At 38.5% G+C, this 24,950-nt stretch carries 23 protein-coding genes; 17 read left to right on the top strand and 6 right to left on the bottom strand.

All coding sequences use genetic code 11. The features are described 5' to 3' along the window. Positions 1-167: 167 nt before the first annotated feature. The 6 genes from PYW34_RS10290 to PYW34_RS10265 all read left to right on the top strand — a co-directional run bounded on the left by PYW34_RS10290 (position 168) and on the right by PYW34_RS10265 (position 6,179). A complete protein-coding gene (locus tag PYW34_RS10290; protein WP_002287294.1) occupies positions 168-1,064 on the top strand; it encodes a carbohydrate ABC transporter permease in 897 nt (298 codons plus the stop codon). A gap of 13 nt (positions 1,065-1,077) precedes the next feature. Then, the gene (locus PYW34_RS10285) at positions 1,078-1,941 is read left to right on the top strand and encodes a carbohydrate ABC transporter permease (RefSeq protein ID WP_002287292.1); all 864 of its coding nucleotides are present in this window, start codon (positions 1,078-1,080) and stop codon (positions 1,939-1,941) included. A 5-nt stretch (positions 1,942-1,946) separates the two neighbouring features. Continuing rightward, positions 1,947-2,510, top strand: a complete 564-nt coding sequence (locus PYW34_RS10280) for a YesL family protein (RefSeq protein WP_002294120.1) — start codon at positions 1,947-1,949, stop codon at positions 2,508-2,510. 21 nt (positions 2,511-2,531) lie between these two features. Further along, positions 2,532-4,043, top strand: a complete 1,512-nt coding sequence (locus PYW34_RS10275; RefSeq protein ID WP_002305467.1) for an alpha-N-arabinofuranosidase — start codon at positions 2,532-2,534, stop codon at positions 4,041-4,043. Positions 4,044-4,054: 11 nt separating this feature from the next. After that, positions 4,055-5,014 (top strand): glycoside hydrolase family 43 protein, encoded by a 960-nt coding sequence (locus PYW34_RS10270; RefSeq protein ID WP_002287289.1) that lies wholly within the window; start codon positions 4,055-4,057, stop codon positions 5,012-5,014. A gap of 85 nt (positions 5,015-5,099) precedes the next feature. Then, positions 5,100-6,179, top strand: a complete 1,080-nt coding sequence (locus PYW34_RS10265; RefSeq protein WP_002287288.1) for a GntR family transcriptional regulator — start codon at positions 5,100-5,102, stop codon at positions 6,177-6,179. Between the two features lie 251 nt (positions 6,180-6,430). Here the strand turns inward: PYW34_RS10265 and PYW34_RS10260 are convergent, their stop codons facing one another. Further along, positions 6,431-7,831 (bottom strand): sugar porter family MFS transporter, encoded by a 1,401-nt coding sequence (locus PYW34_RS10260; protein WP_002294118.1) that lies wholly within the window; start codon positions 7,829-7,831, stop codon positions 6,431-6,433. 217 nt (positions 7,832-8,048) lie between these two features. Here PYW34_RS10260 and PYW34_RS10255 point away from each other — a divergent pair, with 217 nt between their 5' ends. From PYW34_RS10255 to PYW34_RS10240, 4 genes are all read left to right on the top strand, one after another. Beyond that, positions 8,049-9,710, top strand: a complete 1,662-nt coding sequence (locus PYW34_RS10255) for a xylulokinase (RefSeq protein WP_002294116.1) — start codon at positions 8,049-8,051, stop codon at positions 9,708-9,710. Next, positions 9,667-10,365: an L-ribulose-5-phosphate 4-epimerase gene (locus PYW34_RS10250; protein WP_002287284.1), complete on the top strand. Its 699-nt coding sequence runs from the start codon at positions 9,667-9,669 to the stop codon at positions 10,363-10,365. The genes PYW34_RS10255 and PYW34_RS10250 overlap by 44 nt, the downstream gene beginning before the upstream one ends. A gap of 15 nt (positions 10,366-10,380) precedes the next feature. Further along, positions 10,381-11,805, top strand: a complete 1,425-nt coding sequence (gene araA / locus PYW34_RS10245) for an L-arabinose isomerase (protein ID WP_002287282.1) — start codon at positions 10,381-10,383, stop codon at positions 11,803-11,805. A 306-nt stretch (positions 11,806-12,111) separates the two neighbouring features. After that, complete coding sequence (locus PYW34_RS10240) at positions 12,112-13,272, top strand: NAD(P)-dependent oxidoreductase (protein WP_002287280.1); 1,161 nt, start codon at positions 12,112-12,114, stop codon at positions 13,270-13,272. Here the strand turns inward: PYW34_RS10240 and PYW34_RS10235 are convergent. Continuing rightward, positions 13,249-13,389 (bottom strand): hypothetical protein, encoded by a 141-nt coding sequence (locus PYW34_RS10235; protein ID WP_002321042.1) that lies wholly within the window; start codon positions 13,387-13,389, stop codon positions 13,249-13,251. The genes PYW34_RS10240 and PYW34_RS10235 overlap by 24 nt on opposite strands. Here PYW34_RS10235 and PYW34_RS10230 point away from each other — a divergent pair, their 5' ends adjacent. Together PYW34_RS10230 and PYW34_RS10225 are read left to right on the top strand one after the other, a co-directional pair. After that, positions 13,390-15,249, top strand: a complete 1,860-nt coding sequence (locus PYW34_RS10230) for an LTA synthase family protein (protein ID WP_002287279.1) — start codon at positions 13,390-13,392, stop codon at positions 15,247-15,249. It abuts the gene before it with no gap. Positions 15,250-15,358: 109 nt separating this feature from the next. Then, positions 15,359-15,793, top strand: a complete 435-nt coding sequence (locus PYW34_RS10225) for a hypothetical protein (protein ID WP_002294114.1) — start codon at positions 15,359-15,361, stop codon at positions 15,791-15,793. A gap of 258 nt (positions 15,794-16,051) precedes the next feature. Here the strand turns inward: PYW34_RS10225 and PYW34_RS10220 are convergent, their stop codons facing one another. Continuing rightward, positions 16,052-16,213: a hypothetical protein gene (locus tag PYW34_RS10220; RefSeq protein ID WP_002287277.1), complete on the bottom strand. Its 162-nt coding sequence runs from the start codon at positions 16,211-16,213 to the stop codon at positions 16,052-16,054. Between the two features lie 18 nt (positions 16,214-16,231). Then, on the bottom strand, positions 16,232-17,254 hold the full coding sequence (locus PYW34_RS10215) for a lactonase family protein (RefSeq protein WP_002287276.1): 1,023 nt from the start codon (positions 17,252-17,254) through the stop codon (positions 16,232-16,234). A gap of 127 nt (positions 17,255-17,381) precedes the next feature. Between PYW34_RS10215 and PYW34_RS10210 the strand changes: the two genes are divergently transcribed. Then, positions 17,382-17,735 (top strand): PTS glucitol/sorbitol transporter subunit IIA, encoded by a 354-nt coding sequence (locus PYW34_RS10210; RefSeq protein WP_002294113.1) that lies wholly within the window; start codon positions 17,382-17,384, stop codon positions 17,733-17,735. A gap of 11 nt (positions 17,736-17,746) precedes the next feature. Continuing rightward, on the top strand, positions 17,747-18,913 hold the full coding sequence (locus PYW34_RS10205) for an AI-2E family transporter (RefSeq protein WP_002287273.1): 1,167 nt from the start codon (positions 17,747-17,749) through the stop codon (positions 18,911-18,913). 91 nt (positions 18,914-19,004) lie between these two features. Here the strand turns inward: PYW34_RS10205 and PYW34_RS10200 are convergent, their stop codons facing one another. Beyond that, complete coding sequence (locus PYW34_RS10200) at positions 19,005-19,625, bottom strand: NAD(P)H-dependent oxidoreductase (RefSeq protein ID WP_002287272.1); 621 nt, start codon at positions 19,623-19,625, stop codon at positions 19,005-19,007. A gap of 191 nt (positions 19,626-19,816) precedes the next feature. Beyond that, positions 19,817-20,113, bottom strand: coding sequence for a rhodanese-like domain-containing protein (locus PYW34_RS10195; protein WP_002287271.1), 297 nt, complete (start codon positions 20,111-20,113; stop codon positions 19,817-19,819). A gap of 203 nt (positions 20,114-20,316) precedes the next feature. Here PYW34_RS10195 and PYW34_RS10190 point away from each other — a divergent pair, with 203 nt between their 5' ends. Genes PYW34_RS10190 through PYW34_RS10180 form a run of 3 tightly spaced genes read left to right on the top strand, consistent with a single transcriptional unit; the run spans position 20,317 to position 24,599 of the window. Beyond that, entirely contained in the window at positions 20,317-20,967 is a 651-nt protein-coding gene (locus tag PYW34_RS10190; protein WP_002287269.1) for a TetR/AcrR family transcriptional regulator, read from the top strand. A 15-nt stretch (positions 20,968-20,982) separates the two neighbouring features. Beyond that, the gene (locus PYW34_RS10185; protein WP_002287267.1) at positions 20,983-22,710 is read left to right on the top strand and encodes an ABC transporter ATP-binding protein; all 1,728 of its coding nucleotides are present in this window, start codon (positions 20,983-20,985) and stop codon (positions 22,708-22,710) included. After that, positions 22,707-24,599 carry an ABC transporter ATP-binding protein gene (locus tag PYW34_RS10180; protein ID WP_002287265.1) on the top strand — a complete coding sequence of 631 codons (1,893 nt, stop codon included), beginning with the start codon at positions 22,707-22,709 and terminating at the stop codon, positions 24,597-24,599. Before PYW34_RS10185 ends, PYW34_RS10180 begins: the two co-directional genes overlap by 4 nt. Positions 24,600-24,950 lie beyond the last annotated feature (351 nt).

The raw sequence follows: 24,950 nt of genomic DNA, 5'->3' as shown, positions 1-24,950 counted from the left end.
CTTTATACAGGATAGACTGTTGGCAAGATACAGATATCTGAATGATCGACCTAGTATTTGCAGATAGGTGTTATTGCAAAAATCACAGCGATTGTTCGGATATCTTATTCAGATTCGTTTAAACCAAGATTGTATATTTTATCAAAATGAAAGATGAGGTGGACTATATGAACGGATTCACCAAATATTGGAATCGTCCTGATCGTGCTGCGTATTTGTTTTTAACTCCATCTTTTTTAGTTTTATTATTATTTACTGTCATACCGCTTTTAGGAACATTTGCTATTAGTTTTACAGATTTGAATATTTTCTTTACATCAAGAAATTTTGTAAGTTTTGAAAATTTCACACGTATATTTAGTGATGAACGAGCAGTTAATTCGTTGATTCATTCTTTATATTTCACCGTACTCGAAACGCCAACACAAATTATCGTTGGTTTATTAGCAGCAGTAGCATTATCTAAAAATACCAGATTCAATCGTTTTTGTCGTTCGACATTTTACATTCCAGTTATTTGTTCATTGACGTCAATTGCGATTATTTTTTCTATGTTGCTTGATCCGAATGTAGGGGCGATTCCTTACTTGTTTTCACAAGTCGGCTTGCCGATCCCTCAATTTTTTCGCGATCCAACCCTTGCTATGCCGACGGTAGCCATCATGACTGTTTGGAAGAATTTTGGTGTTACTATGACGATTCTCTTGACTGCTATTCAGGGAATCTCTCCCTCTTTGTATGAATCTGCTCAAATGGATGGTGCAACAAATCGACAGCAGTTTTTTAACATTACGCTACCTCAGATCGTTCCCTCCTTAGGTTTTTGTATTTTAACGAATCTGATTGGTTCGATGCAAGTGTTTGACCAAGTATATGTTGCAACCGCTGGTGGCCCACAATTTAAGACAGAAACAGCTGTTCAATATATTTACAGTCGAGGATTTACAGCACCTTATGAATTGGGCTATGCATCAGCACTGTCTTCGGTTTTGTTTATCATTGTTGCAACTATAGCTATCTCCACTAATGTGTACATGTCACGGAAAGAAAAACAAATGAAATAGGAGGGAAACCTGTATGGCACCAGAAAGCTCGATTACAGTTACTGTGAATAGTCGAAAAGCAGTTAGTGGTAAAAAAATCATTCGAACGATTAGTATGCTAGTTATATTGTTGGTTATTGCGTTTCCTTTTTTGTGGCTGATTATTTCTTCTTTTAAACACGAAAAAGACATTATCTCATTTCCGCCTAGAATATTTGCAGATAGCTATACCCTAGATAACTATATTAAGGTTTGGACAACGATCCCTTTATTAGATTACATCAAAAATACAGTGATTTTTGCTGGAGGGACAGTGATCACTTCTGTATTCTTTGATTCTCTTGCGGGGTATGCATTTGCTCGTATGCGTTTCAAAGGAAAATCAGTTTTGTTCTATTTCGTTTTGCTGACAATGATGATCCCATTCCAAGTCTTCATGATTCCTCTATTTATTGAAGTCAATTTGCTTGGCATGCTTGATACTTATGCAGGTTTGATCATTCCTCGTATGACAACTGCATTTGGTATCTTCATGATGCGTTCCTTTTTTATTACTTTACCAGATTCTTTGGAAGAGGCAGCACGCATTGATGGATTAAGTGAGTTTAATATTTTTTTGAAAATCATGTTGCCATTGAGCAAACCTACTCTTTTATCATTAGGGATTTTCACGCTGATGAATAGTTGGAATGACTTGCTTTATCCATTGATATTGACAAGTAGTTCAAAAATGAGAACTTTACCAGCAGGGTTAGCTTTATTTACAGGGCAGAACATTTCTTTTTATGGACCTGTAATGGCTGGAACGGTTATTTCAATGCTGCCATTACTAGTGGTTTATATTTTTGCACAGAAATATTTTGTTCAAGGAACAGCTATGTCTGGAATGAAAGAGTGAGGAAGATGAAAATAGTTGAGACTAAATTTTATGGACAGTTGATTGTGGTTTCTGATTACATCTTATTAGGTATTCTCTGGGTAATCGTGTGTTTGCCTGTTATTACTATCGTGCCTGCTACATGTGCTGTTTTTTATGTAATGGCGCAATGGAAAGGTGAGGGATCAGGAAATATCATTTATTTTTTCTTTCAAGGAATAAAGCAACATTTTGGTAAGAACTTGTTCCTTAGTCTGTTAACGATCATTATTTATTTTCTTGTTAATCAATTATTAGAAGAACAGACAATCGTACTTTCAATTAGTGGATATGTAGTTTTACTTATTTATTCCATGTTTCTTTTATCCTGGATATATGTGATTTCTGAAAACAAAGATATCACATTTTTACAAATTTTTGAACAAAGTGCATGGAAAGTATTTTTTGATTTTTTGAGAAATATTCTTTGTTGCGTATTGTTATTAGGATTTGTACTGCTCATATTTCTTTTCCCTCCTTTTATTTTTATCTTTGCTGGTGGCGTATGGAAACTTGTATCTATTATCTTGACTATAGGAAATGAAAGGTAGGGAAAGCTGTTGGACGAAGAAGTGAAAGTAAAAATCAGAGAGGATTTTACGGTAGGAGAGATCAGTTCTCGGCTGTTTGGCTCATTTGTTGAGCATATGGGAAGTGTCGTCTATACAGGGATTTATGAACCGGGCCATGAAACAGCTGATGGTGACGGGTTTAGACAAGATGTCCTCTCTTATGTAAAGGAATTAGAATTAGGTGTCATTCGCTATCCTGGAGGAAACTTTACATCTGGTTATGATTGGGTGGATACTGTAGGTAGGAAAGAACAACGACCAAAAAAAATTGATTTAGCATGGCGAGGTATAGAACCAAATTCTTTTGGACTCCACGAATTTTTTAAATGGATCAGTCATGTACAAGCGAAACCGATATTCACGGTGAATTTAGGAACAAAAGGAATTGATGAAGCAAAAAATTTAGTAGAATATTGTAATTTTCCAAAAGGAACCTTCTGGAGTGATTTAAGAATAAAAAATGGGCAAAAAAAGCCTTTTGGCGTTAAATTATGGTGTTTAGGGAATGAGCTAGACGGTCCATGGCAAGTGGGGGCTAAGAGTGCTTATGAATATGGTAGGTTAGCAAATGAAGCCTCAAAAGTCATGAAGTTAGTGGATGATTCAATTGAAACAATCTTAGTTGGAAGCTCTACGCCACGTTTACCATCGTACCCTGAATGGGATCGTATCGCATTAGAAGAAGCTTATGAGAATGTAGATTATTTAGCTTTGCATAACTATATTGATAAGTATGATGAAGAAGACTTGACTAAACCTCCTAAAAATGAGCGTGATGATACAGCGACATACCTTGCAAAAGCTTATCGATTCGATCGTCAAATTGAAGAAATCGTTGCTACTTGTGATTATGTAAAAGGATATTTGAGAAGTGAGAAAACAATGTATCTAGCGTTTGATGAATGGAATGTACATGCCCAACCGGAAAAAAGACATAGGGATTTTGAAGTCGGTAGTCCCATCGATTGGTGTTACTTTACTATGGAAGATACATTATTATTTGGTTCATTAGGGCTGGCTATTTTACGACACGCAGATCGCGTAAAGATTAGTTGTCAATCATTGTTAGTAAACACAATACCTTTAATACTGACAGATGCTAAAGGACAAGCATGGAGGAATCCAACTTATTATGTGATGCAACACTTATCGAAATATGCTAAAGGTCAAGTATTGAAACAACAAATCATTTGCCCTGTTTATGATTGTGAAAAGATAAAAAATGTTCCTTATGTGGACAGTGTGATCGTAGATAACGGCAATCAGCTGACTATTTTCTTGATCAATCGCACAAATGAACAACAAAAGATAACGATTGAACATGATTTCAATTTGCTAGATCAAGGAGAGCACTACACATTAACCAGTAGCGATCTGTTGGACAAAAATACACGTGAAGAACCAGAAAAAATAAAACCTGAAATAAACTATTTTTCAATAGAAAAACATGACGAATTAAATGTAGGGATAGAAAAATACTCTTGGAATGTAATTAGAATAAAGAAAATGTGAGGAAATTTGTTATGATGAAGACACTTTATAATAATCCTATCGTTCGGCAACGGGCAGATCCTTGGGTATATAAACATACAGATGGTTATTATTATTTTACAGGATCGGTTCCAGGCTACCAAGTGATTGAATTAAGAAGGGCAAAGTCACTGAATGAATTAGAACATGCTGCAAGCCTGATTGTATGGCAGGCTCATGAAGAAGGACCGATGAGTGAATTGATCTGGGCACCTGAAGTCCATTATATCAATGGAAAATGGTATATTTACTTTGCTGCAAGCAATCATAAAACTATACGTGATGAATCTCATCATCACCGCATGTTCGTACTTGAAAATCAGCATATAGATCCAATGAATACAGATTGGATAGAAAAGGGACAAATAAAAACGAAAAGGGAAACTTTCAGTTTAGACGGAACAACTTTCTCTTCTCAAGGAAAGCTATATTATGTGTGGGCCCAACAAGATCCTGAAATTACTGGGAATTCTAATCTTTATCTATCCGAAATGGATAATCCTTGGACGTTAAAGGGGAAGCAGATCCTCCTTTCTATACCTGAGTATGAATGGGAAAAACGGGGTTTTTCAGTAAATGAAGGTCCAGCAGTCCTTACTCGCAATGGGAAAATATTCATTACGTATTCTGGTAGTGCAACAGATGAAAACTATGCCATGGGCCTGCTGTGGGCTGATGAGCACAAGAATCTTTTATTAAAAGAATCATGGCATAAATTATCGGAGCCAGTATTCGTTTCTTCTGAAAAAAATAAGCAATTTGGTCCTGGTCACAACTCGTTTACGGTTTCAGAAGACGGGTGCTTTGATATTTTGATCTATCATGCTCGACCAGAGAAGAACCAAAAAGGGGATCCGTTAGACAATCCTAATCGGCACGCGAACGCGCAATGCTTTACGTGGAATGAGCAAGGATTTCCAGAATTTGGTGAACCTGTTCCGTATGCCTTATGAGCACAAGAAACCTTGATTTTTGCTTGAATAAACCTTGCAGACTCGTTATGATATATGTACGTACAAATAAAAAGGGGCAAGGCAAATGGCAAAATATCAAGATATTGCAGAAGAGATAAAACAAAAGATCCTTCGTGAGGAATACGAAGTAAATACAACCATTCCCTCAGAATTCAAGCTGCAAGAAATATATGACGTCAGCAGACATACGATTCGGCAAGCAATCGCTGTGTTGGTAAATGAGGGCTATCTGCGTAAAGAAAAAGGGTCGGGCACATATGTAGATGACAGCTATAAGAAAGAAAAAACACCATTGAACAGAACAAAAACGATCGGTGTCATCACCACATATCTCTCTGATTATATTTTTCCGTCGATTATCCGAGGAATCGAAAATGAATTACGAGAATCTGGGTATTCATTGCTTTTAGCCAGTACGAATAACGATCACGAATTGGAGAAAGAGTGTTTGAAGAAAATGATTGCTTATGGGGTAGATGGTTTGATCGTTGAGCCTACGAAAAGTAATCAGTATAACCCAAACTTAGCACTTTATGTTGCTTTGAGAGAACAAGGCATTCCGATGGTGATGATCAATGCTGCTTATGAAGAGTTAAATGCCTCTTATATTTGTTTAGATGATGTGAAAGTCGGTTTTATGGCAGCAGAATATTTGATAAAAAAAGGACATCAGCGTCTGTTGTTCATCACAAAAATCGACGATCTTCAAGGAAAATACAGGATGAAAGGTTTTATCAGCGCGTGTGAACAGTATAATGTGCGTTTTTTGACGGAAGATATCATTACTTTCACCACGGAAACACGAGAAACAATCGCTGAAAAAACAGTACAACGGTTGAAAGAAGAACAAGCTTTAGATGGCATCATTTGCTATAACGATCAAATAGCTAGTTTAATGCTAGATAAGTTGACAGAAAATGGCTATCATATTCCAGATGACCTATCGATCGTAGGAACAGACGATTCTTCTTTAAGCCATTTAGGGAATAAAAAATTGACAACATTGACGCATCCAAAAGAAAAGTTGGGACAAGATGCCGCACGGTGGATCGTCACAACGATTGAAAAAGGACAGGCACAGCCAAATATTCTCTATGAACCTGTACTAGTTGAACGGGAAACAGTGAAAGAAAACGAAAAATAAGAGACGGGTTTTTACCGCCTCTTATTGCTCCTACGGTTACTCGTCGCAATGTTTGTGAGAGCTTTTGTCATCGCTCAAGGCTGAACGTTTCTTTCACCACCTCTCCACTAAACGGTGTTCTCCTACCAACTGGTCACAAGTCACAATATTCATCAAACATGAGAAGCTGTTTTTTGAAATTGTTCCTTGTGACTGGAAACTAAGCGGTTCCTTCTTATTTCTTGAAGCTGACCACTTCTGTCACAACCTCTTTAAGAATGATGGATAGAAATACGTTTAGGATAAGTTTTTTTAGATGCACTTTGTTCGATTTCCTCTAAAGATTTCCCACGAGTTTCTGGTACGATCTCTTGAATAAATAAAACCCCTAAAAAGCAGATGATCCCAAAAATGCCGAAAACGATTTCTTGAGACATAGAAGCAGTCATCACAGGAAAAAGCAAGCCAACTAGGAAAGAACCAATCCAATTAAAAGAAGAGGCTAGGCCAGATGCTCGCCCGCGGACAGCTAGTGGGAATATTTCGCCTATGATTACCCATGTCAGTGGAGCCCATGTGCAAGAATAAAATGCGACATAAATACATAAAAACAAGAGAATCAACAACGAATTTGTATGAGCATCCAGTACAGTTCCTAAAACAGCTGGTAGGATGAAAGAAAGTCCCATCACGCTACCGCCTATTTTCAATAAAGTTCGCCGATTGAACTTGTCTGCAATAACCAAAAAGAGCAAAGAACCAGCAACTAAAATGATTCCTTGGATGATCGGCCACATCAATGCATCGCTCGCTGCATGCCCAGTCGCTTTTTCTACGATCAGCGGAATATAGTAAAAAATAGCATTAGCTCCTTGAAATTGCTGGAATACTGCTACACCAATACCGGCAATGACTAAGGAACGATATTTTTCTAAAAACAAAGTATGCCAAGAAGTTCCGGTTGTCTTTTCTTGTTTGACATTCAGCTGGATTTGTTCGAATTCCTGTTCAGCTTCTTTTGGTGTCCGAATATAGTTCAATACTCTTTTTGCCTCTTCCAAGCGGCCAGATTGCATAAGAAAACGCGGTGACTCTGGTAGAGCTAAAACACCGAAAAATAAAATCAGCGCGGGGACAGCAGCGAGCCCTAACATCACGCGCCAAGCCATCGTTTCAGGCAACCCTTTTAGCAAATAATCTGCAACATAGGAAAGGAGCATGCCAGAAGCAATCATCACTTGATTGATCCCTGACAATCTTCCCCTTAGTCTAGCAGGAGCCATTTCAGACATATAAGCAGGAACTAGGGCAGATGCAGCGCCAACAGCTAAACCTAGAAGAATCCTTGCTGCAATCAGAAAATAAGAACCATTGTGAGGGGCAGATGCAGAAAGGACAGAACCAGCCATAAAAATAAGTGCAGAAAGAAGAATCATTTTTCGTCGTCCAAGCTTATCAGAAAGAAGACCAGATAAAGAGCCGCCAAGGATCGCACCTAACATGACCGAAGACGTGATCCATCCTATCAAAGAAGCTTTACCTGCCAAACCCCAATCATGCTGTAAAAAAGGTAAGGCGCCGGTCATAACACCAATATCATATCCAAATAGAATGCCGCCAAATGCGCCAAAAAAATAAATAAACGATGAGGAAACTTTTTTTTCTTTTTTCATAAGTATTCTCTCCTTCTAGAATTTCGAGAAGGCGGTTGATCAGATTTTGTAAGCAATTTCATTTTATAACTTATGTACGTACAAAACAAGTGTTTTTTATTGTATTCTTGTAAATAACCGCTTGACATGTACGTACAAAAGTATACAATAATCATTGTAAGCGCTACTAAAAAGACGGTTTGATCAGGTTTGACGAGAAGGAGGGAGTTAAATCATTATGAAGGAAGTAAATGCGCAAAGTATGTTAGATGTCATAGATGGTCGTACATCTTTAGGGATTGAGTTTGGATCAACTAGGATCAAAGCTGTATTGATTGATTCATCTTTTACTCCTATTGCCGCTGGTAGTTATGAGTGGGAAAACAAACTAGAAAATGGTATCTGGACCTATTCATTAGAAGATATTTGGAAAGGACTGCGCGTCAGTTACCGAAAAATGGCAGCAGAAGTATTCGAAATCTATGGCGAGAATCTTACGACAATCGGGTCGATTGGGTTCAGTGCAATGATGCACGGTTATCTAGCATTTGATAGCAAGGAACAGTTACTAGTACCATTTCGTACTTGGCGAAATACAATCACTGAAGAAGCAGAACGAATATTAACGGAAAAATTTCAATACAATATTCCGCAGAGATGGAGTATCGCTCATTTGTATCAATCTATTTTGAATAAAGAAGAACATGTGAAAGAAATTAATTTTTTGACAACGCTTGCAGGTTATGTCCATTGGCAGCTTACTGGTGAGAAAGTACTAGGCGTAGGAGATGCATCAGGCATGTTTCCTATCGATCCTTCAACGAAAACCTACCATCAAGAAATGAAAAATATTTTTGGTCAGTTAATCGAAAAAGCGCACGTAGCGATTGACTTGGATCACATTTTGCCTAAAGTTCTAGTAGCAGGAGAAGAAGCTGGCAAGTTAAGCGAATCAGGGGCTTATCTGATCGACCCTACGGGAAATTTGAGACCAGGAATCCCGGTTTGTCCGCCAGAAGGGGATGCAGGAACCGGTATGGTCGCTACGAACAGTGTAGCCAAACGGACAGGGAACATTTCGGCTGGTACTTCCGCCTTCGCTATGATCGTATTAGAAAAAGAACTAGAAAATGTCCATCCGGAAATCGACATGGTCACTACACCTTCAGGAGAACTAGTAGGCATGGTTCATACGAATAACTGCTCTTCGGATATCAATGCTTGGGTCAGTATTTTTGAAGAATTTACCAATTCTTTGGGTATGGAGATAAGCAGAGATAAATTATTCACGGTATTATTCAACAAAGCGCTAGAAGGCGATACGGATTGCGGGGGATTACTTTCTTATGGTTATTTTTCCGGTGAAAACATTACAGGAGTAAATGAAGGAAGGCCATTATTTGTACGTACACCAGGTAGCCGTTTTGATTTAGCGAATTTCATGCGGATCCATTTAGCCAGTGCTTTTGGTGCAATGAGAATCGGAATGGATATATTGAAATCTGAGAATGTCCAAATTGATCGTTTAGTGGGGCATGGGGGGATTTTTAAAACACCAGAAGTTGGACAGCGGATTCTAGCATCTGCTATGGAGGCACCAGTTACAGTGATGGACACAGCCGGAGAAGGTGGAGCGTGGGGAATCGCGTTATTAGCAGCCTATATGATGGATCGACATGGGAAGTCTTTAGAAAACTTCTTGGCAGAAGACGTGTTTGGACAAGACCAAGGAATCACCATCACACCTTCAGCAGAAGAAATAGCAGGCTATCAGATATTTATGAGACGTTACCGTGAGGGGATCGACATTGAAAAAACAGCGATTCATCAATTGCAAGAAAAAGGAGTGATAGAAAATGCTGGAACAACTGAAAGAAGAAGTATACCAAGCAAATCTTGACTTGCCTAAACACGGACTCGTCAAATATACATGGGGAAATGTGAGCGCTTTTGATCCTGAAACACGATATTTCGTTATCAAACCTAGCGGAGTCAGTTATGAAGAGATGACAGCAGACGACATGGTCGTTGTGGACTTGGACAATCATATCATTGAAGGTAAACTCAATCCCTCTTCGGATACGCCTACTCATGCTGTTTTATATCGTTCATTTCCTCAAATCGGAGGAATCGTCCATACTCACTCGACATGGGCGACGATCTGGGCACAAGCAGGATTGGATGTTCCTGCGATGGGGACGACGCATGCAGATACTTTTTATGGATCGGTACCTTGTGCTCGATTTTTGACACAACAGGAAATCGACAGCGGGTACGAATATGAAACAGGAAAAGTTATCATAGAAACATTCAAAGAACGCAAAATTGATCCCTTAGCAATTCCAGGGGTACTTTTACACGGACACGGTCCATTTACTTGGGGGAAAGATGCGCAAAGTGCGGTAATGAACGCAGTCGTACTAGATGAAGTATGCAAGATGAATTTATTTACCAGACAGCTCAATTCATTTTCAGAAGAGCTGCCTCAACGGATTTTAGATAAACATTATTTACGAAAACACGGAAAAAATGCGTATTACGGACAAAACAAATAAAAGGAGTGGCTAATTATGTTGAATATTGGAGAAAAAGAATTTTGGTTTGTTGTAGGATCACAGCATTTATATGGGGAAGAAGCACTGCGAGAAGTAAAGAAACATGCACAAGAAATGGTCGATGAACTGAATGAAAATGGCCAATTGCCTTATCCAATCCGCCTTCAAGAATTAGCAGTTACTGCTGATACGATCACAAAAATCATGAAAGAGGTCAATTATCGAGAAGAAGTAGCAGGTGTGATCACTTGGATGCATACTTTCTCACCAGCAAAAATGTGGATCCGCGGGACAAAGCTTCTACAAAAACCATTGCTTCATTTAGCTACGCAATATAACGAAAGCATTCCTTGGAAAACGATCGATATGGATTTCATGAATTTAAATCAATCCGCTCATGGTGACCGCGAATATGGGTTCATCAATGCTCGATTAAATAAACAAAATAAAATCGTCGTTGGCTACTGGAAACGACCTGAGATCCAAAAAGAGATTGCTGATTGGATGGATGTTGCAGTAGCCTATAATGAAAGTTTTGGAATAAAAGTGGCTCGTTTTGGTGACAACATGAGAAACGTGGGTGTCACAGAAGGAGACAAAGTGGAAGCACAGATTCAATTTGGTTGGACTGTTGATTATTTTGGTATCGGAGATCTTGTACAAGTAATCGATCGCGTATCAGACGAAGAAGTCGATCAATTATTTGAAGAGTACAAGGAATTGTATACCTTCGACTATGGTGATTATGAAGAAAAGACATGGGAGGAACATGTAAAAGTACAAGCTCAGCAGGAAATCGGTATTCGCCGTTTCTTAGAAGAAGGAGGCTATAACGCTTTTACGACTAATTTTGAAGACCTGTATGGAATGAAACAACTACCTGGACTAGCTGTACAACGTTTGATGGCAGAAGGATACGGTTTTGCTGGGGAAGGCGACTGGAAAACTGCAGCGATTGATCGGTTGCTGAAAATCATGGCTCGAGGGAAAGATACAGGATTCATGGAAGATTATACTTACGAGCTAGCTAGTGGCCAAGAAGCAATCTTGGAATCCCATATGATGGAAGTAGATCCGACGCTTGCTGCGACGAAACCAAGAATCGTTGTTTCTCCTTTATCAATGGGAGATAGAGAAGATCCGGCGCGTCTTGTATTTGATGGGAAAGCAGGAGAAGGGGTAGTCGTATCGATGGCAGATTTCGGTACGCATTATAAACTGCTGATCAATGAAGTAGAAGCCTTTGAACCAACGACTGAAGCACCTAATTTACCTGTTGCACGTGTGTTATGGAAAACTAAACCGAATTTCCATGAAGGTGTCCATTCATGGATTCAGGCAGGTGGCGGTCATCATACCGTTGTCTCGCTAAATCTAACAACAGATCAAATTGAAACGTGGGCAAAATTAGTTGAGTTGGAAACAGTGGTTATTAGATAAAAAGAGGTTGTGAAAAAGCCACTTAGTTTTAAGAAATAAGAAGAGATTGACGAAATTTGCTTTTCAACTTTTTTGAAATTTAGTCTTATTATCAATGTCAGCTAACGGAACACCATTTATCAAGATATCTCACCCTCAATATTTTGCTCTCGAAAATAAGGCTTATGGCAGTAACTTGTCATAGCCTTATTTTTATCACTCAGCCTACTCTGCTCTAACTGCTCTTTTTGCTTCTAGGAAGTCAAATGGTAAACAGTTGTCTAATTGCAGAAATTTCGAGATACTTGTTAGTAAGGAGGGGGTTTTATGTATCACGTTCATTTGATTGATGCTATTCCAGAACAAGAGATAGAAAAGTTACAAGGGGAATATTTCAAAATAATAGATGATTTGCCAGCCGAAGGAATAGTTATTCGTAGTACGAAAGTGAAAGATGAATGGCTTACACCAGATTTGCTAGCAATTTCAAGAGCTGGTGTTGGGGTGAACACGATCAACGTTGAAAAAGCTTCTGAAAACGGGACGATCGTCATGAATACACCAGGTGTAAATGCTAATGCAGTAAAAGAGCTTGTTTTGTGCTGTTTGCTCTTATCTTCCCGTCCGATAATCGAAGCAAGTCGTATGGTACAAACACTAACAGGTCCTAATATTTTAGAACAGGCAGAAAACAAAAGAAGTGCTTATGTGGGACGAGAATTGCAAGGCAAAACCATCGGTCTTCTTGGTCTTGGAGCGATAGGCACAAAAGTAGCGCTAAGTTGCTATAGCTTAGGGATGGATGTCTTGGGTTATTCTATCCGCGATGCCCAGTTGGATTATGTTCGGCAAGCAGATTTAGAAACAGTTCTTTCTACCTCGGATTACATCGTAGTCATGCTGCCGTTGACAGAAGATACAAAAGGATTGATCGATCAGGCGAATATAGAAAAAATGAAAAAAGATGCTGTACTTATCAATGTAGGAAGAAGTGAAATTGTTGATAAATATGCTGTTATGCAAGCATTGGAAAAACAACATCTGGCTAAATACTTGACTGATTTTCCAGAAGAAGAGTTCTTAGAAAATGACCGTATACTTATGTTGCCTCATCTAGGGGGATCGACTCAGGAAGCTTTGGCAGACAGCGGACGTTTGGCAGTTGAAGCCTTAAAAGATTATCTTTTGTTCGGTACGGTTAGAGAAGCGGTCAATTATCCATCCGCACGAATGTTTTTCCAAGCGCCGTTTCGATTCACTATATTTTATCAAAAGAAAACCAATATATTAGCAGAGATATTTTCTCTGCTGAATGAGAACGAGCTAGCGATCGCAGATATATCGCGTAACCATAAGAATGAGCATGTCTACATATTGATTGACATAGACAGTACTGATTTTGAACAGCTCAATCAAGTGAAACAACAGCTAGAAAAAATTTCTGGAGTACGAAAGGTCCGCTTATTAAAGAAACCAGAAAGGCCATAAAGAAAGAGAATATTTGGATTTCATTAATTCTTCTTTCCGTTCTTTACTTTCGAATTTCGTACAACTAAAATAAGAGAAGCAACATTCTTTTATTGATAGAAATGAAGGAGCAAGCATTTGAAAAGATATATAAGCAGACTTTCGACCAAACAGAAAAAGATTTTAAAAGGAACAGCAGCAATCATCAGTATCTTTTTTCTTGTTGTTTTTAGTAATTTATTTTTGCAGTGGTGTCAAAATGATCTATCCGTAGACCTTGCGTTGAAATTTGCTTTTTCTTGGCATACGGAAAAATTCTTCTTAGCCTGTCTCGTCTTGCTGATTATTCTTATTTTTCTGATTGCACTAGCAGGATCTGTCCCTTTAGGTTCCCTTACGTATGTCGTAGCCATCGGTGTATTAGGTTTTGCAAATTATATGAAAATGAGTTATCGGCAAGAACCGATTTATCCAGACGATTTGAAGATGATCACTGAAATCGGATTGCTGAAAGATATGACCGGCACTATGCTGTTTACAGTGATCTTAGCTGCCGCAGGAACCGTGATAGGATTGTTTTGCTGGTACATGTTTCGAAGCCTGAAAAAAGGAAGGCGATTCCAATTGATCCGATTAACGACACTGCTTGTGGCAATTGGACTGCTAGGGTATATCAGTAATTTCAACAATCCCGATAATTTGTTGCGAAAAGCATATAATAAAACGGCACTATGGATACCTTACAGCCAGAAAATGAACTACTATAACACTGGTTTTATCGGTGGGTTTTTGTACAATCTGAAGGTAGAACCAATGGATGAACCTGAAGGATATTCGAAAGAAAAGATCAAAGAAATCACTGAAAAATACCAGAAGCTAGCCGATGAAAAAAATAAAACTGTAGAGGAAGAGTCGCCGAACATCGTGTTCGTGATGAGTGAAAGTTTCTCAGATCCTAGTCGATTAAACGGCGTAGAAGTATCTGGTGAGCCATTGGCAGATTATTATGAAGTAGCTGATCAAACATATAGTGGCAATATGCTTTCTCAAAACTATGGCGGTGGAACAGCAAATATCGAATTTGAAGCATTGACTGGTTTTTCTATGGCGTTATTTAATGCGCAACTCACCACCCCTTACACGATGCTTGTACCAAAAATGGATCAGCTTCCTTCTATCGTTTCAGCGTTAAACGCACAATCATACCAGACGACAGCGATCCATCCATACAATACTTCGATGTATAAAAGAGAGGATGTTTATCAGACATTAGGATTTGACCAGTTCATCAGCGAGCGTACGATGACCTATACGGATACGATAGAGAATAATCCATATATTTCTGATGAGTCAGCTTACAAAGAAGTAATGACACTTCTCAAGGAAGAAAAAACACCTCAGTTCATTCATTTAGTCACGATGCAGACACATATGCCCTACGATGGAAAGTATGATAATCTAGACTATCCTGCAAAAACTTCAGATGGAAGTGGGACACTTGACTTAGAGAATTATCTGCAAGATATTTCCTATAGCAGCACGGCACTGAAGCAGTTCACGGAAGAATTGAAGAATCTTTCTAGAAGGACTTTAGTTGTTTTTTGGGGGGATCATCTTCCAGGGATCTATTCAGATACGATCCAAGCAAAAAATGACAAACAAACATTGCATGAAACACAATTTCTTATGTTCGACAGTAAAGGAGAATTAGAAAAGCAAACGACTCACGATGCAATCACCAGTCCGTTTTATTTTGCAGCGAATCTAATGGAACAGACGAATCAGACAACAAATGGCTTTTATCAGCTGCTTTTATCATTAGAACAGGAACTTCCGGCGTTTGAACGAGAACTGTACTATCAAAACGGACAGTGGTATAAAGAAGCGCAATTCAATCGCTCGCAACAAGAGATTTACGACGAATATCAATTGATCCAATATGACATTGTCGCAGGGAAACAATATAGTTTAGCAGATGGTTTCTTTGAGCACGAATAAGAATGGCGAGCTGTATAGAAACCATTAAATTTTTTCAAGTACTTGTCATTTGAGGATAAAAACAAGTAGAATAAATAATAACAACAATGGAGAAAGTAGGAAAACGAACATGTTACCGAATATTGGCTATTATGTGCAGTCCATCGATCAAATCGTCAAGGAAACAGAAGCAATCGGAGAAGGAATGCATCCGAAATATGAAGTGATCAGAAACGCAATTGATGAAGGAAAAACAAGTGAACTGGACAAATCGACTCTTGAAGAGATCATCCTGTTATTTGAAGAAGGAACAAAAAAATATCGGGCAATGCTTAAGAAAGTCAGTACTTTGCGTCCACCAGCAAAAGCAATGGGCATTCATAAAAATTTTGAAAAAGCTTATCTTTCATATGTAGCAGGCTGTGAAGAAATGATCCAAAGTATCGATCTTGAATCAGGGGTAGATGAAGATCTATTCAATACATCTGAAGCAAAACAAGACCAAGCGACAGACCAATTGACAGCTGCCATCCAAAAAATGACTAATTTGTTGTTGAAAAAATAAAAGAAATCTTTGATAACAATAAAAACTAGAGTTATCTAATATAAATGTAATATTACCTTTATGATAGAGTGATCAAAATCCTTTATGATAATGACATACCTATAACCAACAACAACCTTGTACTTACTCAAAATCGAGTAAATACTCCTTTTCCGTCGAGTCTAACCATCTCGGCGGTTTTTTATTTGTAGAAAAGAACATCAGGATAGACGGAAAAGTCTTGTCCTGATGTTCTTTTCAGATAGTATGGAAAGCTGATTAGTTTTCTACATTCTGTACATATTGTTCAAAGTAGTTCTGTAAATCGGCTTTGAGTTTCTGATATTCCTCTTCGCTATACTCTTTATCTTCGATTTTCCCATCAAAGAAAGGAATATTTAGTTCTTCCCGTAGTCTGTCTAATACGTCTTGCTGATTCATTTCATTCTCCTTTTCTTACTAACGATCAAAATAAACACAGACACATTCTGGTACATAGACATCTTTTTTCAGTAATTCCAGTAATCCTGTTTCAGGATGACGGCGATATAATGTCAGATTATCGGTGTTCTGATTGGCACACACGACAAAATTATTGCTTGGATCTAGTGCGAAATCGCGGGGAAAATCCCCTTCTGTTGAGATGATTTGCTTGTTTTGAATGTGGGAACCATCTTCAAAAACTGCGAATACAGCAATCGAGTTATGTCCTCGGTTAGAAGCATAAAGGAACTTGCCATCATTTGAAATGCGGATAGCTGCCCCTCCATTTTCACCGTCGAATTCTTCTGGCAAGGTCGATATTTTCTGTAATTCTTCAAAAGCACCTGTTTCTTTATTATAAGAAAGCACGCGGACTGTGCTGTCTAATTCACCAAATAAATAAGCGAATTGTCCATTTGGATGAAAGACAAGATGGCGAGGGCCTGTTCCTGGCTCTGCAGTGAAGGTAGTTACAAGATTCAATTTGCCGTTTTCGGACACATCATAAGTATACACACGATCTGTACCAAGATCACATACGACTAATCGTTGGTCAGGAGTCAGATCCGTATAGTGGACATGCGCATGATCTTGGTTTTTATGAGGACCTGTCGCTTCTTGATGGAATATTGAATCTGCTGCTTTCAGTTCGCCATCTCCTAATATATGGTAGACATTTACTTCACCTTTATGATAGTTCGCCCCGTATAGTAATTGACGTGCTTCATCAACCGCTACATAACACAAAGGAGCGCCAGACTCTGTTACCGCATTCAAAAAATGAAAATCCTTATCGTACGCACCGGCACCACCTAATCCATCCACACTAGTAACTGTGTAAAGATTGCCAGCTTTACTTTTTGCTACATAGGTAGGGCTATTTTCTTCAACAGCTAATGAAAGGTTGGCTAATTCTTCTTTTTCTGTATCAAGGTCGATCGTATAGATTCCTTTACTTTCGCGACGCGTATAGGTTCCTAAAATTATCTTTTCGATCATATGAGCTGATTCCTCCTAATTGTAATGAAATAGTTTTCGTTTTTATTCTATCACATAATTATTCCACACGGCTAAAGAATGAGAATGTGTTATACTGTTTTTGAAAGCAATTAAAGGAGAGAGTGCAATGATTCAGGCAAAGATTACAGAAATTGGGACAGAAGCAATAAACAAGGAAGAACCCATGCTGATTTTGTTCGATAAAACAGCAACAGCTGCCTTACGAAAATATTCGGTGATTCAAGAAGTATCAAAAGACGAACCTTTTTCTTTGAAAGCAGGCGGAACAATTGCTTTTGATGATCAGGTATATACGATCGATTATGTCGGTCCGATGGCCAATGGGAATTTAGAGACAGTAGCTCACGTATCATTGATTTTTGATGCTTGTCCAGAAGAAGGACAAATTGCAAATGGAATCTATCTTCATCCGCATAGACTGCCTGCTATTGGTTTGGGAAGCCAAATTTTTTATAACTAACAGGAGGAATTATGGAAGGAAAAAATAAGAAGAACAGACCGGTATCGTGGTTTTGGCGCTGGTTTTTAAATAATCAAGTAGTCACAGCCTTACTTGTTGTATTGTTAATATTGCTGATCGTCTTTTTATTTACAAAAGTTTCATATTTGTTTGCACCAATCTGGCAATTTTTAGCAATCGTAGGTCTGCCTATCATTTTAGCAGGAATCTTGTATTACTTGATGAATCCGGTAGTTGATTACTTTGAAAAGCGAAAAGTACCAAGGCTTTACAGTATCATTGGGCTGTTTGTTTTGGTTGTTGCACTAATCGCATGGGGGAGCGTAGTGATCATCCCTAAGATTCAGGAACAAACAGTGAGCTTCATCAGTAACTTCCCTCAATATGTAGATACGATTGATAATAAATTAACCGAGATTTTGCGGGACCCGCTGTTCAACCAATTTCGCGAACAGTTGGAAACAGCAGGTGATAAGTTCATGAATTCGGCAGGCGATATGATCCAAGATATATCTAAGAGTACAGTTCAGAGTCTTGGAAGTTTTGTCGGCGCGGTAGCGACTATTTTAGTGGCTCTGCTGACGATGCCGTTTATCTTATTTTATCTATTGAAAGACGGTAAACAATTAGCACCTTATTTTGTCAAATTTTTACCGACACGCATGCAAAAACCGACGTTGAATGTGCTGAGTGAAATGAATAGTCAAGTTTCTTCTTATATAAGAGGACAACTAACTGTGGCTTTTGCTGTGGCAATCATGTTTATGATTGGTTTTGCGGTCATTGGTTTAGAGTATGCTGTCACGTTGGGGATTATTGCGGGTTTTTTGAACCTGATCCCTTACTTAGGATCATTTTTAGCGATGATTCCGGCTATCTTTTTAGCCATTGTAGCAGGTCCATTCATGATCATCAAAGTACTGATCGTTTTTGCAGTAGAGCAGACAATAGAAGGACGCTTGATCTCTCCATTAGTACTAGGGAATCAGTTAGCAATCCATCCAGTAACGATTTTATTAGTTCTGCTGACTTCTGGGAAATTGTTCGGAATCATCGGTGTGATCTTGGGGATTCCTGTTTATGCAGCAGCTAAAGTAGTGATTACTCATGTTTTTGAATGGTACACAACAATCTCTTCTCTTTATGAAGAAAATCCGTTGAAAAAGCAGAAAGAATAACAAAAAGAGACAGATGGGAAAATATCCAAGGCACAAATGCTGCTTTGAAGATTTTTTCCTCTGTCTCTTTTGTATGCATTTATCTCAATTTTTAAAATGATTTACCTAAAGCAGCAGCTTTATCTAATGCATTTTGCATCAACTCATCTGCACGGTCAGGGTCATAATCGATTCCTTCGATGAATAGCTGATCTACTTGATCGATGCCTACAAAGTTTAAAATACCTTTTACATATTGAGAGGCAAAGTCTTGTCCGTTGTATACACCGCCATTAGATTGGATGTGCAGTGCTTTTTTACCTGTCACTAATCCTTCTGGCCCGTTTTCTGTATAGCGGAACGTTTTTCCAGCTACATTGACGGTATCGAACCAAGCTTTTAATTTTGTTGGGATATTTAGATTCCATAAGGCGTTTGCGATAACGATTTTATCAGCAGCAAGGAACTGATCAGTCAATTCATTGAAACGAGCAATTTTTTGTTGTTGACTTTCTGATAAGGAAGTGAATTCTGCACCAGCACGTAATGCTTCCCAACCTGATAATAATTCTTCATCGATTTCCGGAATATCATCGCGATAAAGTTCCAAAACAGTCACTTCATCATCTGGATGATTTTCTTTATAACTTGTTAAAAAAGACGTCAATGCCTTAACTGTGCGCGATTCTTCTGCAGTTAGGGGATGACCTTTGACTACTAAAACAGATGCCATATGCTTACCTTCTCCTTTTATTGCTATGATTGTTATAACTATGACTAACAAAATCAGTTTACTCGAAAAAGAAAAGGCTATCAAGTCATATTGATAAGGTTGAAGAATAAATAACTAAAAAAAGACAGGGTATAAAAGAGGCTGTGACACGATTTTTTGTCACAGCCTCTTTTGAATCTAACAAGCAATATTCAAGCAACACTCGACTGAAGAGCTTCCATCCCACCAATGATATAAACAGCACGAAAACCATTAGCAGTAAGTTGATCGGCTAATGCTTCTGATCGCCTGCCTGTATAGCTTAGAATATAATAAAGTTTCTTTGGATCTAGATTTTTTAATTGTCTTGGCAAGATAGCAGCGGGGATAGAAAGCGAGTGGCTTAAGTGGTTTTTTGTGTAATCTAAGGTATTTCTTGTATCTAAAACGATGCTGTCAGCATCGAGAGGCAATTTATTGAAGTCTTGGACACTAATTGATTGGGCCATTTATCTCATCCTTTGTTTAGTATGTGGCTATTTTAATGGGCAACTCTCATTAATTCAAATGGAAGGATTCCTCTTATCACTTTTTTAATGTATCGGATGATAATGAAAAAAACTATGCAAATGTCTTGCAAAACAGGTAGGAGGTGTTATAATGACACAGCGTCATATGACAATGTGTCATCTTGAAAGAAAGGAGGATCCATATGCCGACACAGACATTTTTCCATTTGCCTAAAGAAAAACAAAAAAGACTAATCGAGGCTGCGAGAATCGAGTTTTCTAGAGTACCCTTAAAAGAAGCTTCGATTGCTAATATCGTCAAATTAGCGGATATCCCTAGAGGCAGTTTCTATCAGTATTTTGAAGATAAAGAGGATCTTTATTTTTATTACTTTGAGACAATGAGACGTGACAGCTCTAAAGATATGTTACAACTAATGAAAGAATCCGATGGTGATCTATTCAAAGGATTCGAATCCTATTTTTCTAAAATGATTTATGAGATTTTGGAAGGCGAGAATGCTTCTTTTTATCGTAACTTGTTTATGAACATGGATTACCGTGCCTCAAGAAAAGTCGCTCCTCATACGAGTCGCCAAAAAACGCCTCACGATCCACATAAAGAACACAAACAAGATGCAAAAGAGTTGCTTGAATTGATCGATCGGACGAAGCTGAAAGTAAAAAATGATCATGAATTGGAATTACTGATCCAATTAGTGATGAATACTGTATTTACAACAATTGCGCATTCGTATCGCTTATTTTCAACATCTGAAGATTACTCAGTAGAGCAAGCAATCAGTGAATTCAATTTGAAACTTTCTTGGCTGAAAAACGGAGTATATAAATAGAAAGAAGGGAACTAGATGCTAAAAATCGTAAAACGGATCTCCTTGACTTCAGCAATTGCAGCTGCAGTTTTCATGGTGATCCAAGTACTGGCAGATTTATATTTGCCGACACTTACCTCCAATATTATTGATAAAGGGGTAGCGCAAGGAGATGTCGATTATATTTGGCATACAGGTTTTGTGATGATCGGCTTTTCTTTGATCAGTATCTTAGCTGCTATCGCAAATACATTTTTTGCTACTCGTGAATCACAGAAACTGGGTAAGCAATTGCGTACGGATGTCTATAAAAAATCAGAGAGTCTGACAAAAGATGCGTTTGATAAATATGGAACGGCCTCTTTGATCACAAGAACGACCAATGATGTGACTCAAATCCAAATGGTTACACAAATGTTTTTACGTATGATGATCAATGCACCAATCACGTTGATTGGCGCGAGCATACTTGCTTATCAAAAAGATCATCAGTTGACAAAAATCTTCTTAGTTGTCATCCCAGTAATGATTATTTTGATCGGCGGAATCATGTACTTTGCTGTTCCATTATTCAAAAGTATGCAAAAGAAAACTGACCGTTTAAACCTGGTATTTCGAGAAGGATTGACAGGGGTCAGAGTGATTCGAGCATTCGATAAGACACGCTTTGAAGAAAATCGTTTTGATTTAGCGAATAAAGATTATACAAATACGGCAATCAAAGTTAATACGATCGTCGCATTGATGATGCCAATGATGACATTGATCATGAGCGGTACAAACGTAGCAATCACTTGGTTTGGTGGACACTACATAGCAGATATGACTTTGGAAGTCGGTAATCTGATTGCATTTATGACTTATGCGATGCAGATCTTGATCAGCTTTATGATGCTTTCCGCTATTTTTATCATGGTGCCTCGTGCACAAGCTTCAGCTGACCGTATTAATGAAGTGTTGGATGAAAAAATCGGTATCCATGACCCTGAAAATCCTAAAACAGTTTCTTTTGCTGGAAAAAACGCAACATTGGCCTTCAATCATGTCAATTATCGATATCATGGAGCAGAAAAACTTGCATTGGAAGATATTGATTTCCAAGCCAAGTCGGGCGAGATCGTCGCAATCATAGGGGGGACTGGTTCAGGTAAAACGACCTTAGTCAATTTGATCCCTCGATTATATGACATCGAATCTGGTTCGATCCAAATAAATGGAACGGACATTAGTGACATGACTCAATATAATTTGCGAGAATTAATGGGCTTTGTTCCTCAAAAAGCAGTTCTGTTCTCTGGAACGATCCGAGACAATATGCAGTATGGTAAGCCGGATGCAACAGATGAAATGATTTGGAAAGCATTAGAAATCGCACAAGCTAAAGATTTTGTTTCAGAGATGGAAGATGGCTTAGATAGCCATGTGGAACAAGGAGGAGGAAACTTCTCTGGTGGACAAAGACAGCGTCTGGCAATTGCACGGGCATTAGTCAAAACAGCAGATATCTATGTGTTTGATGATTCCTTCTCAGCGTTGGATTTCAAAACGGATGCCAATCTTCGCCAAGCATTGAAAACGAATATGAAAGAAAGTATCACCGTTTTAGTTGCTCAACGAGTAAGTACAGTAATGGATGCAGATATGATCCTTGTGCTAGATGAAGGAAAACTGGTTGGCAAAGGAACACATGAAGAACTATTAGCAACAAACGAAACTTATCAAGAAATCGTTCATTCACAACTAAGAGAGGAGGACTTAGCATGAGTAAAACAAACACACGTCCCTCTCATGGACCAGCAGGCGGTCCAGGACATGGTGGACCTGGCAGAAATCTCGGTGTAAAAGGTGAAAAGCCTAAAAATTTCTGGGGAACGGTACGCCGATTGTTTGGCTATATGTCTAAACGTATGGTTGCGATCATCGCTGTATTTGTACTAGCAATAGCAGCCGTGATCTTCCAAATCCAAACACCAAAGGTCTTGGGGAAAGCAACCACAGAAATATTCAAAGGTGTAATGGCTGGCGCTCAACAGATGCAACAAGGCCAACAAGTAACAAAATTTCCGATAGACTTTGATAAAATCGCGCAGATCATTGCGACAGTAATCGTGATGTATTTGATTTCTGCTGTATTCAACTTTTTACAGCAATTTATTATGACACGTGTTTCCCAACGAACAGTTTATGAATTACGTCATGATTTGGAAGCCAAAATGAATCGTGTACCGATTTCCTATTATGATACACATACAAATGGGGATATCATGTCTCGAGCAATCAATGATATGGATAACATCGCAAGCACGCTGCAGCAAAATTTGACTCAATTTGTAACTAGTGCAGTCACATTGATTGGGGTCATCGTGATGATGCTTTCAATCAGCTGGCAATTGACGTTAGTCGCGTTATTGATGATCCCTTTAAGCTTGATCATCGTGATGATCGTAGCGCCGAAATCACAAGTGTTTTTCGCAGATCAGCAAAAAAGTTTAGGTTTATTGAATAACCAAGTAGAAGAAACATATGGTGGTCATACCATTGTTAAAACATTCAATCATACTGAAAAAGACCAGGAAGTATTTGAAAAAGAAAATCAGAATCTGTATGCCGCTGGTTGGAAAGCTCAATTTATTTCGGCAATCATCATGCCGTTGATGAATTTCGTTAAAAATCTAGGCTATGTGTTCGTCGCTGTACTAGGCGGAGTAAAAGTTGCAAATGGGAACATGACATTAGGGGATGTTCAAGCGTTCTTGCAATATACAACACAGTTCTCTCAACCAATCACTCAACTTGCAAGTTTGATGAACACTATCCAATCAACAGTTGCTTCAGCCGAACGGGTATTTGAAGTGTTGGATGAAGAAGAGATGTCCAATGAAAAATCTGGCCTTCCAGAAGAAAAAGATACACCATACAAAGTTCGTTTTGAAAATGTTCAATTCGGCTACACACCAGATAACTTGCTAATGACTGATTTTAACTTGGATGTCAAACCTGGTGAGATGGTCGCTATTGTAGGTCCGACTGGTGCAGGGAAGACGACACTGATCAACCTTCTTGAACGGTTCTACGATGTTTCTGGAGGTAGTATTCGTTACGATGGTGTAGATACCCGTGATCTTTCACGTGATGAATTGCGCGCACAGTTTTCAATGGTACTGCAAGATACTTGGCTGTTTACAGGAAGTATCTATGACAATATCAAATATGGGAACGACGATGCAACAGACGAACAAATCATTGAGGCTGCTAAAGCTGCTCACGTAGACGATTTTGTTCGTAAATTGCCAGAAGGATATAACACTGTATTAAACGAGGATGCAAGCAATATTTCGCAAGGGCAGCGTCAGCTAATCACAATTGCGCGGGCATTCTTAGCAAATCCAGATGTCCTGATCCTTGATGAAGCAACATCTAGTGTAGATACACGAACAGAAATACTGATTCAAAAAGCGATGAACCGCCTATTGGAAAACCGGACAAGTTTCGTTGTTGCTCACCGCTTGTCTACAATACGCGATGCAGACAACATTATTGTGATGAATCATGGTTCGATCGTAGAAACAGGAAACCACGATACATTGATGGAAAAAGACGGATTCTATGCAGATCTTTATAACAGTCAGTTTTCTGAAGAAGAAGCTTCATAGAATAGTACAAATTTATTATTTTTTTTAGGGGCTGTGACAAAAGTCGTGTCACAGTCCCTTTTTCCGAATAAACGGTGTTCAATCAGCTGTCCTTCGGTATTAGCTCAAAAAACGGCAAAATATGAGAAGCTATTTTTCCGTTTTGTATCTCTAATACTCAGGTCAAACCGCTGATTTTACAACCTCTTCCTTAAACGGTGTTCAAAAGCTTGCATCTGCGGTAATAAGCCCAACCAAACGAAAAATAGGAGGAGCTATTTTTGTTTGGCTGTTCTTATTACTTGATGCAGAACAGCTTTTTCACAACCTCTTTTTATAAGAGTTTTTACTCATTAATTTACAAAAAACAAG

The organism is Enterococcus faecium (assembly GCF_029023785.1).
GTDB lineage: Bacteria > Bacillota > Bacilli > Lactobacillales > Enterococcaceae > Enterococcus_B > Enterococcus_B faecium.
This window is presented reverse-complemented; position numbering and strand designations above follow the sequence as displayed.

Coding starts and splice junctions, on each gene's coding strand:
- PYW34_RS10190 (WP_002287269.1), top strand. CDS start 20,317: ATGCCGACACAGACATTTTTCCATTTGCCTAAAGAAAAACAAAAAAGA.
- PYW34_RS10260 (WP_002294118.1), bottom strand. CDS start 7,831: ATGAAAAAAGAAAAAAAAGTTTCCTCATCGTTTATTTATTTTTTTGGC.
- PYW34_RS10200 (WP_002287272.1), bottom strand. CDS start 19,625: ATGGCATCTGTTTTAGTAGTCAAAGGTCATCCCCTAACTGCAGAAGAA.
- PYW34_RS10280 (WP_002294120.1), top strand. CDS start 1,947: ATGAAAATAGTTGAGACTAAATTTTATGGACAGTTGATTGTGGTTTCT.
- PYW34_RS10215 (WP_002287276.1), bottom strand. CDS start 17,254: ATGATCGAAAAGATAATTTTAGGAACCTATACGCGTCGCGAAAGTAAA.
- PYW34_RS10240 (WP_002287280.1), top strand. CDS start 12,112: ATGTATCACGTTCATTTGATTGATGCTATTCCAGAACAAGAGATAGAA.
- araA (WP_002287282.1), top strand. CDS start 10,381: ATGTTGAATATTGGAGAAAAAGAATTTTGGTTTGTTGTAGGATCACAG.
- PYW34_RS10195 (WP_002287271.1), bottom strand. CDS start 20,113: ATGGCCCAATCAATTAGTGTCCAAGACTTCAATAAATTGCCTCTCGAT.
- PYW34_RS10210 (WP_002294113.1), top strand. CDS start 17,382: ATGATTCAGGCAAAGATTACAGAAATTGGGACAGAAGCAATAAACAAG.
- PYW34_RS10255 (WP_002294116.1), top strand. CDS start 8,049: ATGAAGGAAGTAAATGCGCAAAGTATGTTAGATGTCATAGATGGTCGT.
- PYW34_RS10225 (WP_002294114.1), top strand. CDS start 15,359: ATGTTACCGAATATTGGCTATTATGTGCAGTCCATCGATCAAATCGTC.
- PYW34_RS10185 (WP_002287267.1), top strand. CDS start 20,983: ATGCTAAAAATCGTAAAACGGATCTCCTTGACTTCAGCAATTGCAGCT.
- PYW34_RS10265 (WP_002287288.1), top strand. CDS start 5,100: ATGGCAAAATATCAAGATATTGCAGAAGAGATAAAACAAAAGATCCTT.
- PYW34_RS10220 (WP_002287277.1), bottom strand. CDS start 16,213: ATGAATCAGCAAGACGTATTAGACAGACTACGGGAAGAACTAAATATT.
- PYW34_RS10205 (WP_002287273.1), top strand. CDS start 17,747: ATGGAAGGAAAAAATAAGAAGAACAGACCGGTATCGTGGTTTTGGCGC.
- PYW34_RS10180 (WP_002287265.1), top strand. CDS start 22,707: ATGAGTAAAACAAACACACGTCCCTCTCATGGACCAGCAGGCGGTCCA.
- PYW34_RS10285 (WP_002287292.1), top strand. CDS start 1,078: ATGGCACCAGAAAGCTCGATTACAGTTACTGTGAATAGTCGAAAAGCA.
- PYW34_RS10250 (WP_002287284.1), top strand. CDS start 9,667: ATGCTGGAACAACTGAAAGAAGAAGTATACCAAGCAAATCTTGACTTG.
- PYW34_RS10235 (WP_002321042.1), bottom strand. CDS start 13,389: ATGCTTGCTCCTTCATTTCTATCAATAAAAGAATGTTGCTTCTCTTAT.
- PYW34_RS10290 (WP_002287294.1), top strand. CDS start 168: ATGAACGGATTCACCAAATATTGGAATCGTCCTGATCGTGCTGCGTAT.
- PYW34_RS10270 (WP_002287289.1), top strand. CDS start 4,055: ATGATGAAGACACTTTATAATAATCCTATCGTTCGGCAACGGGCAGAT.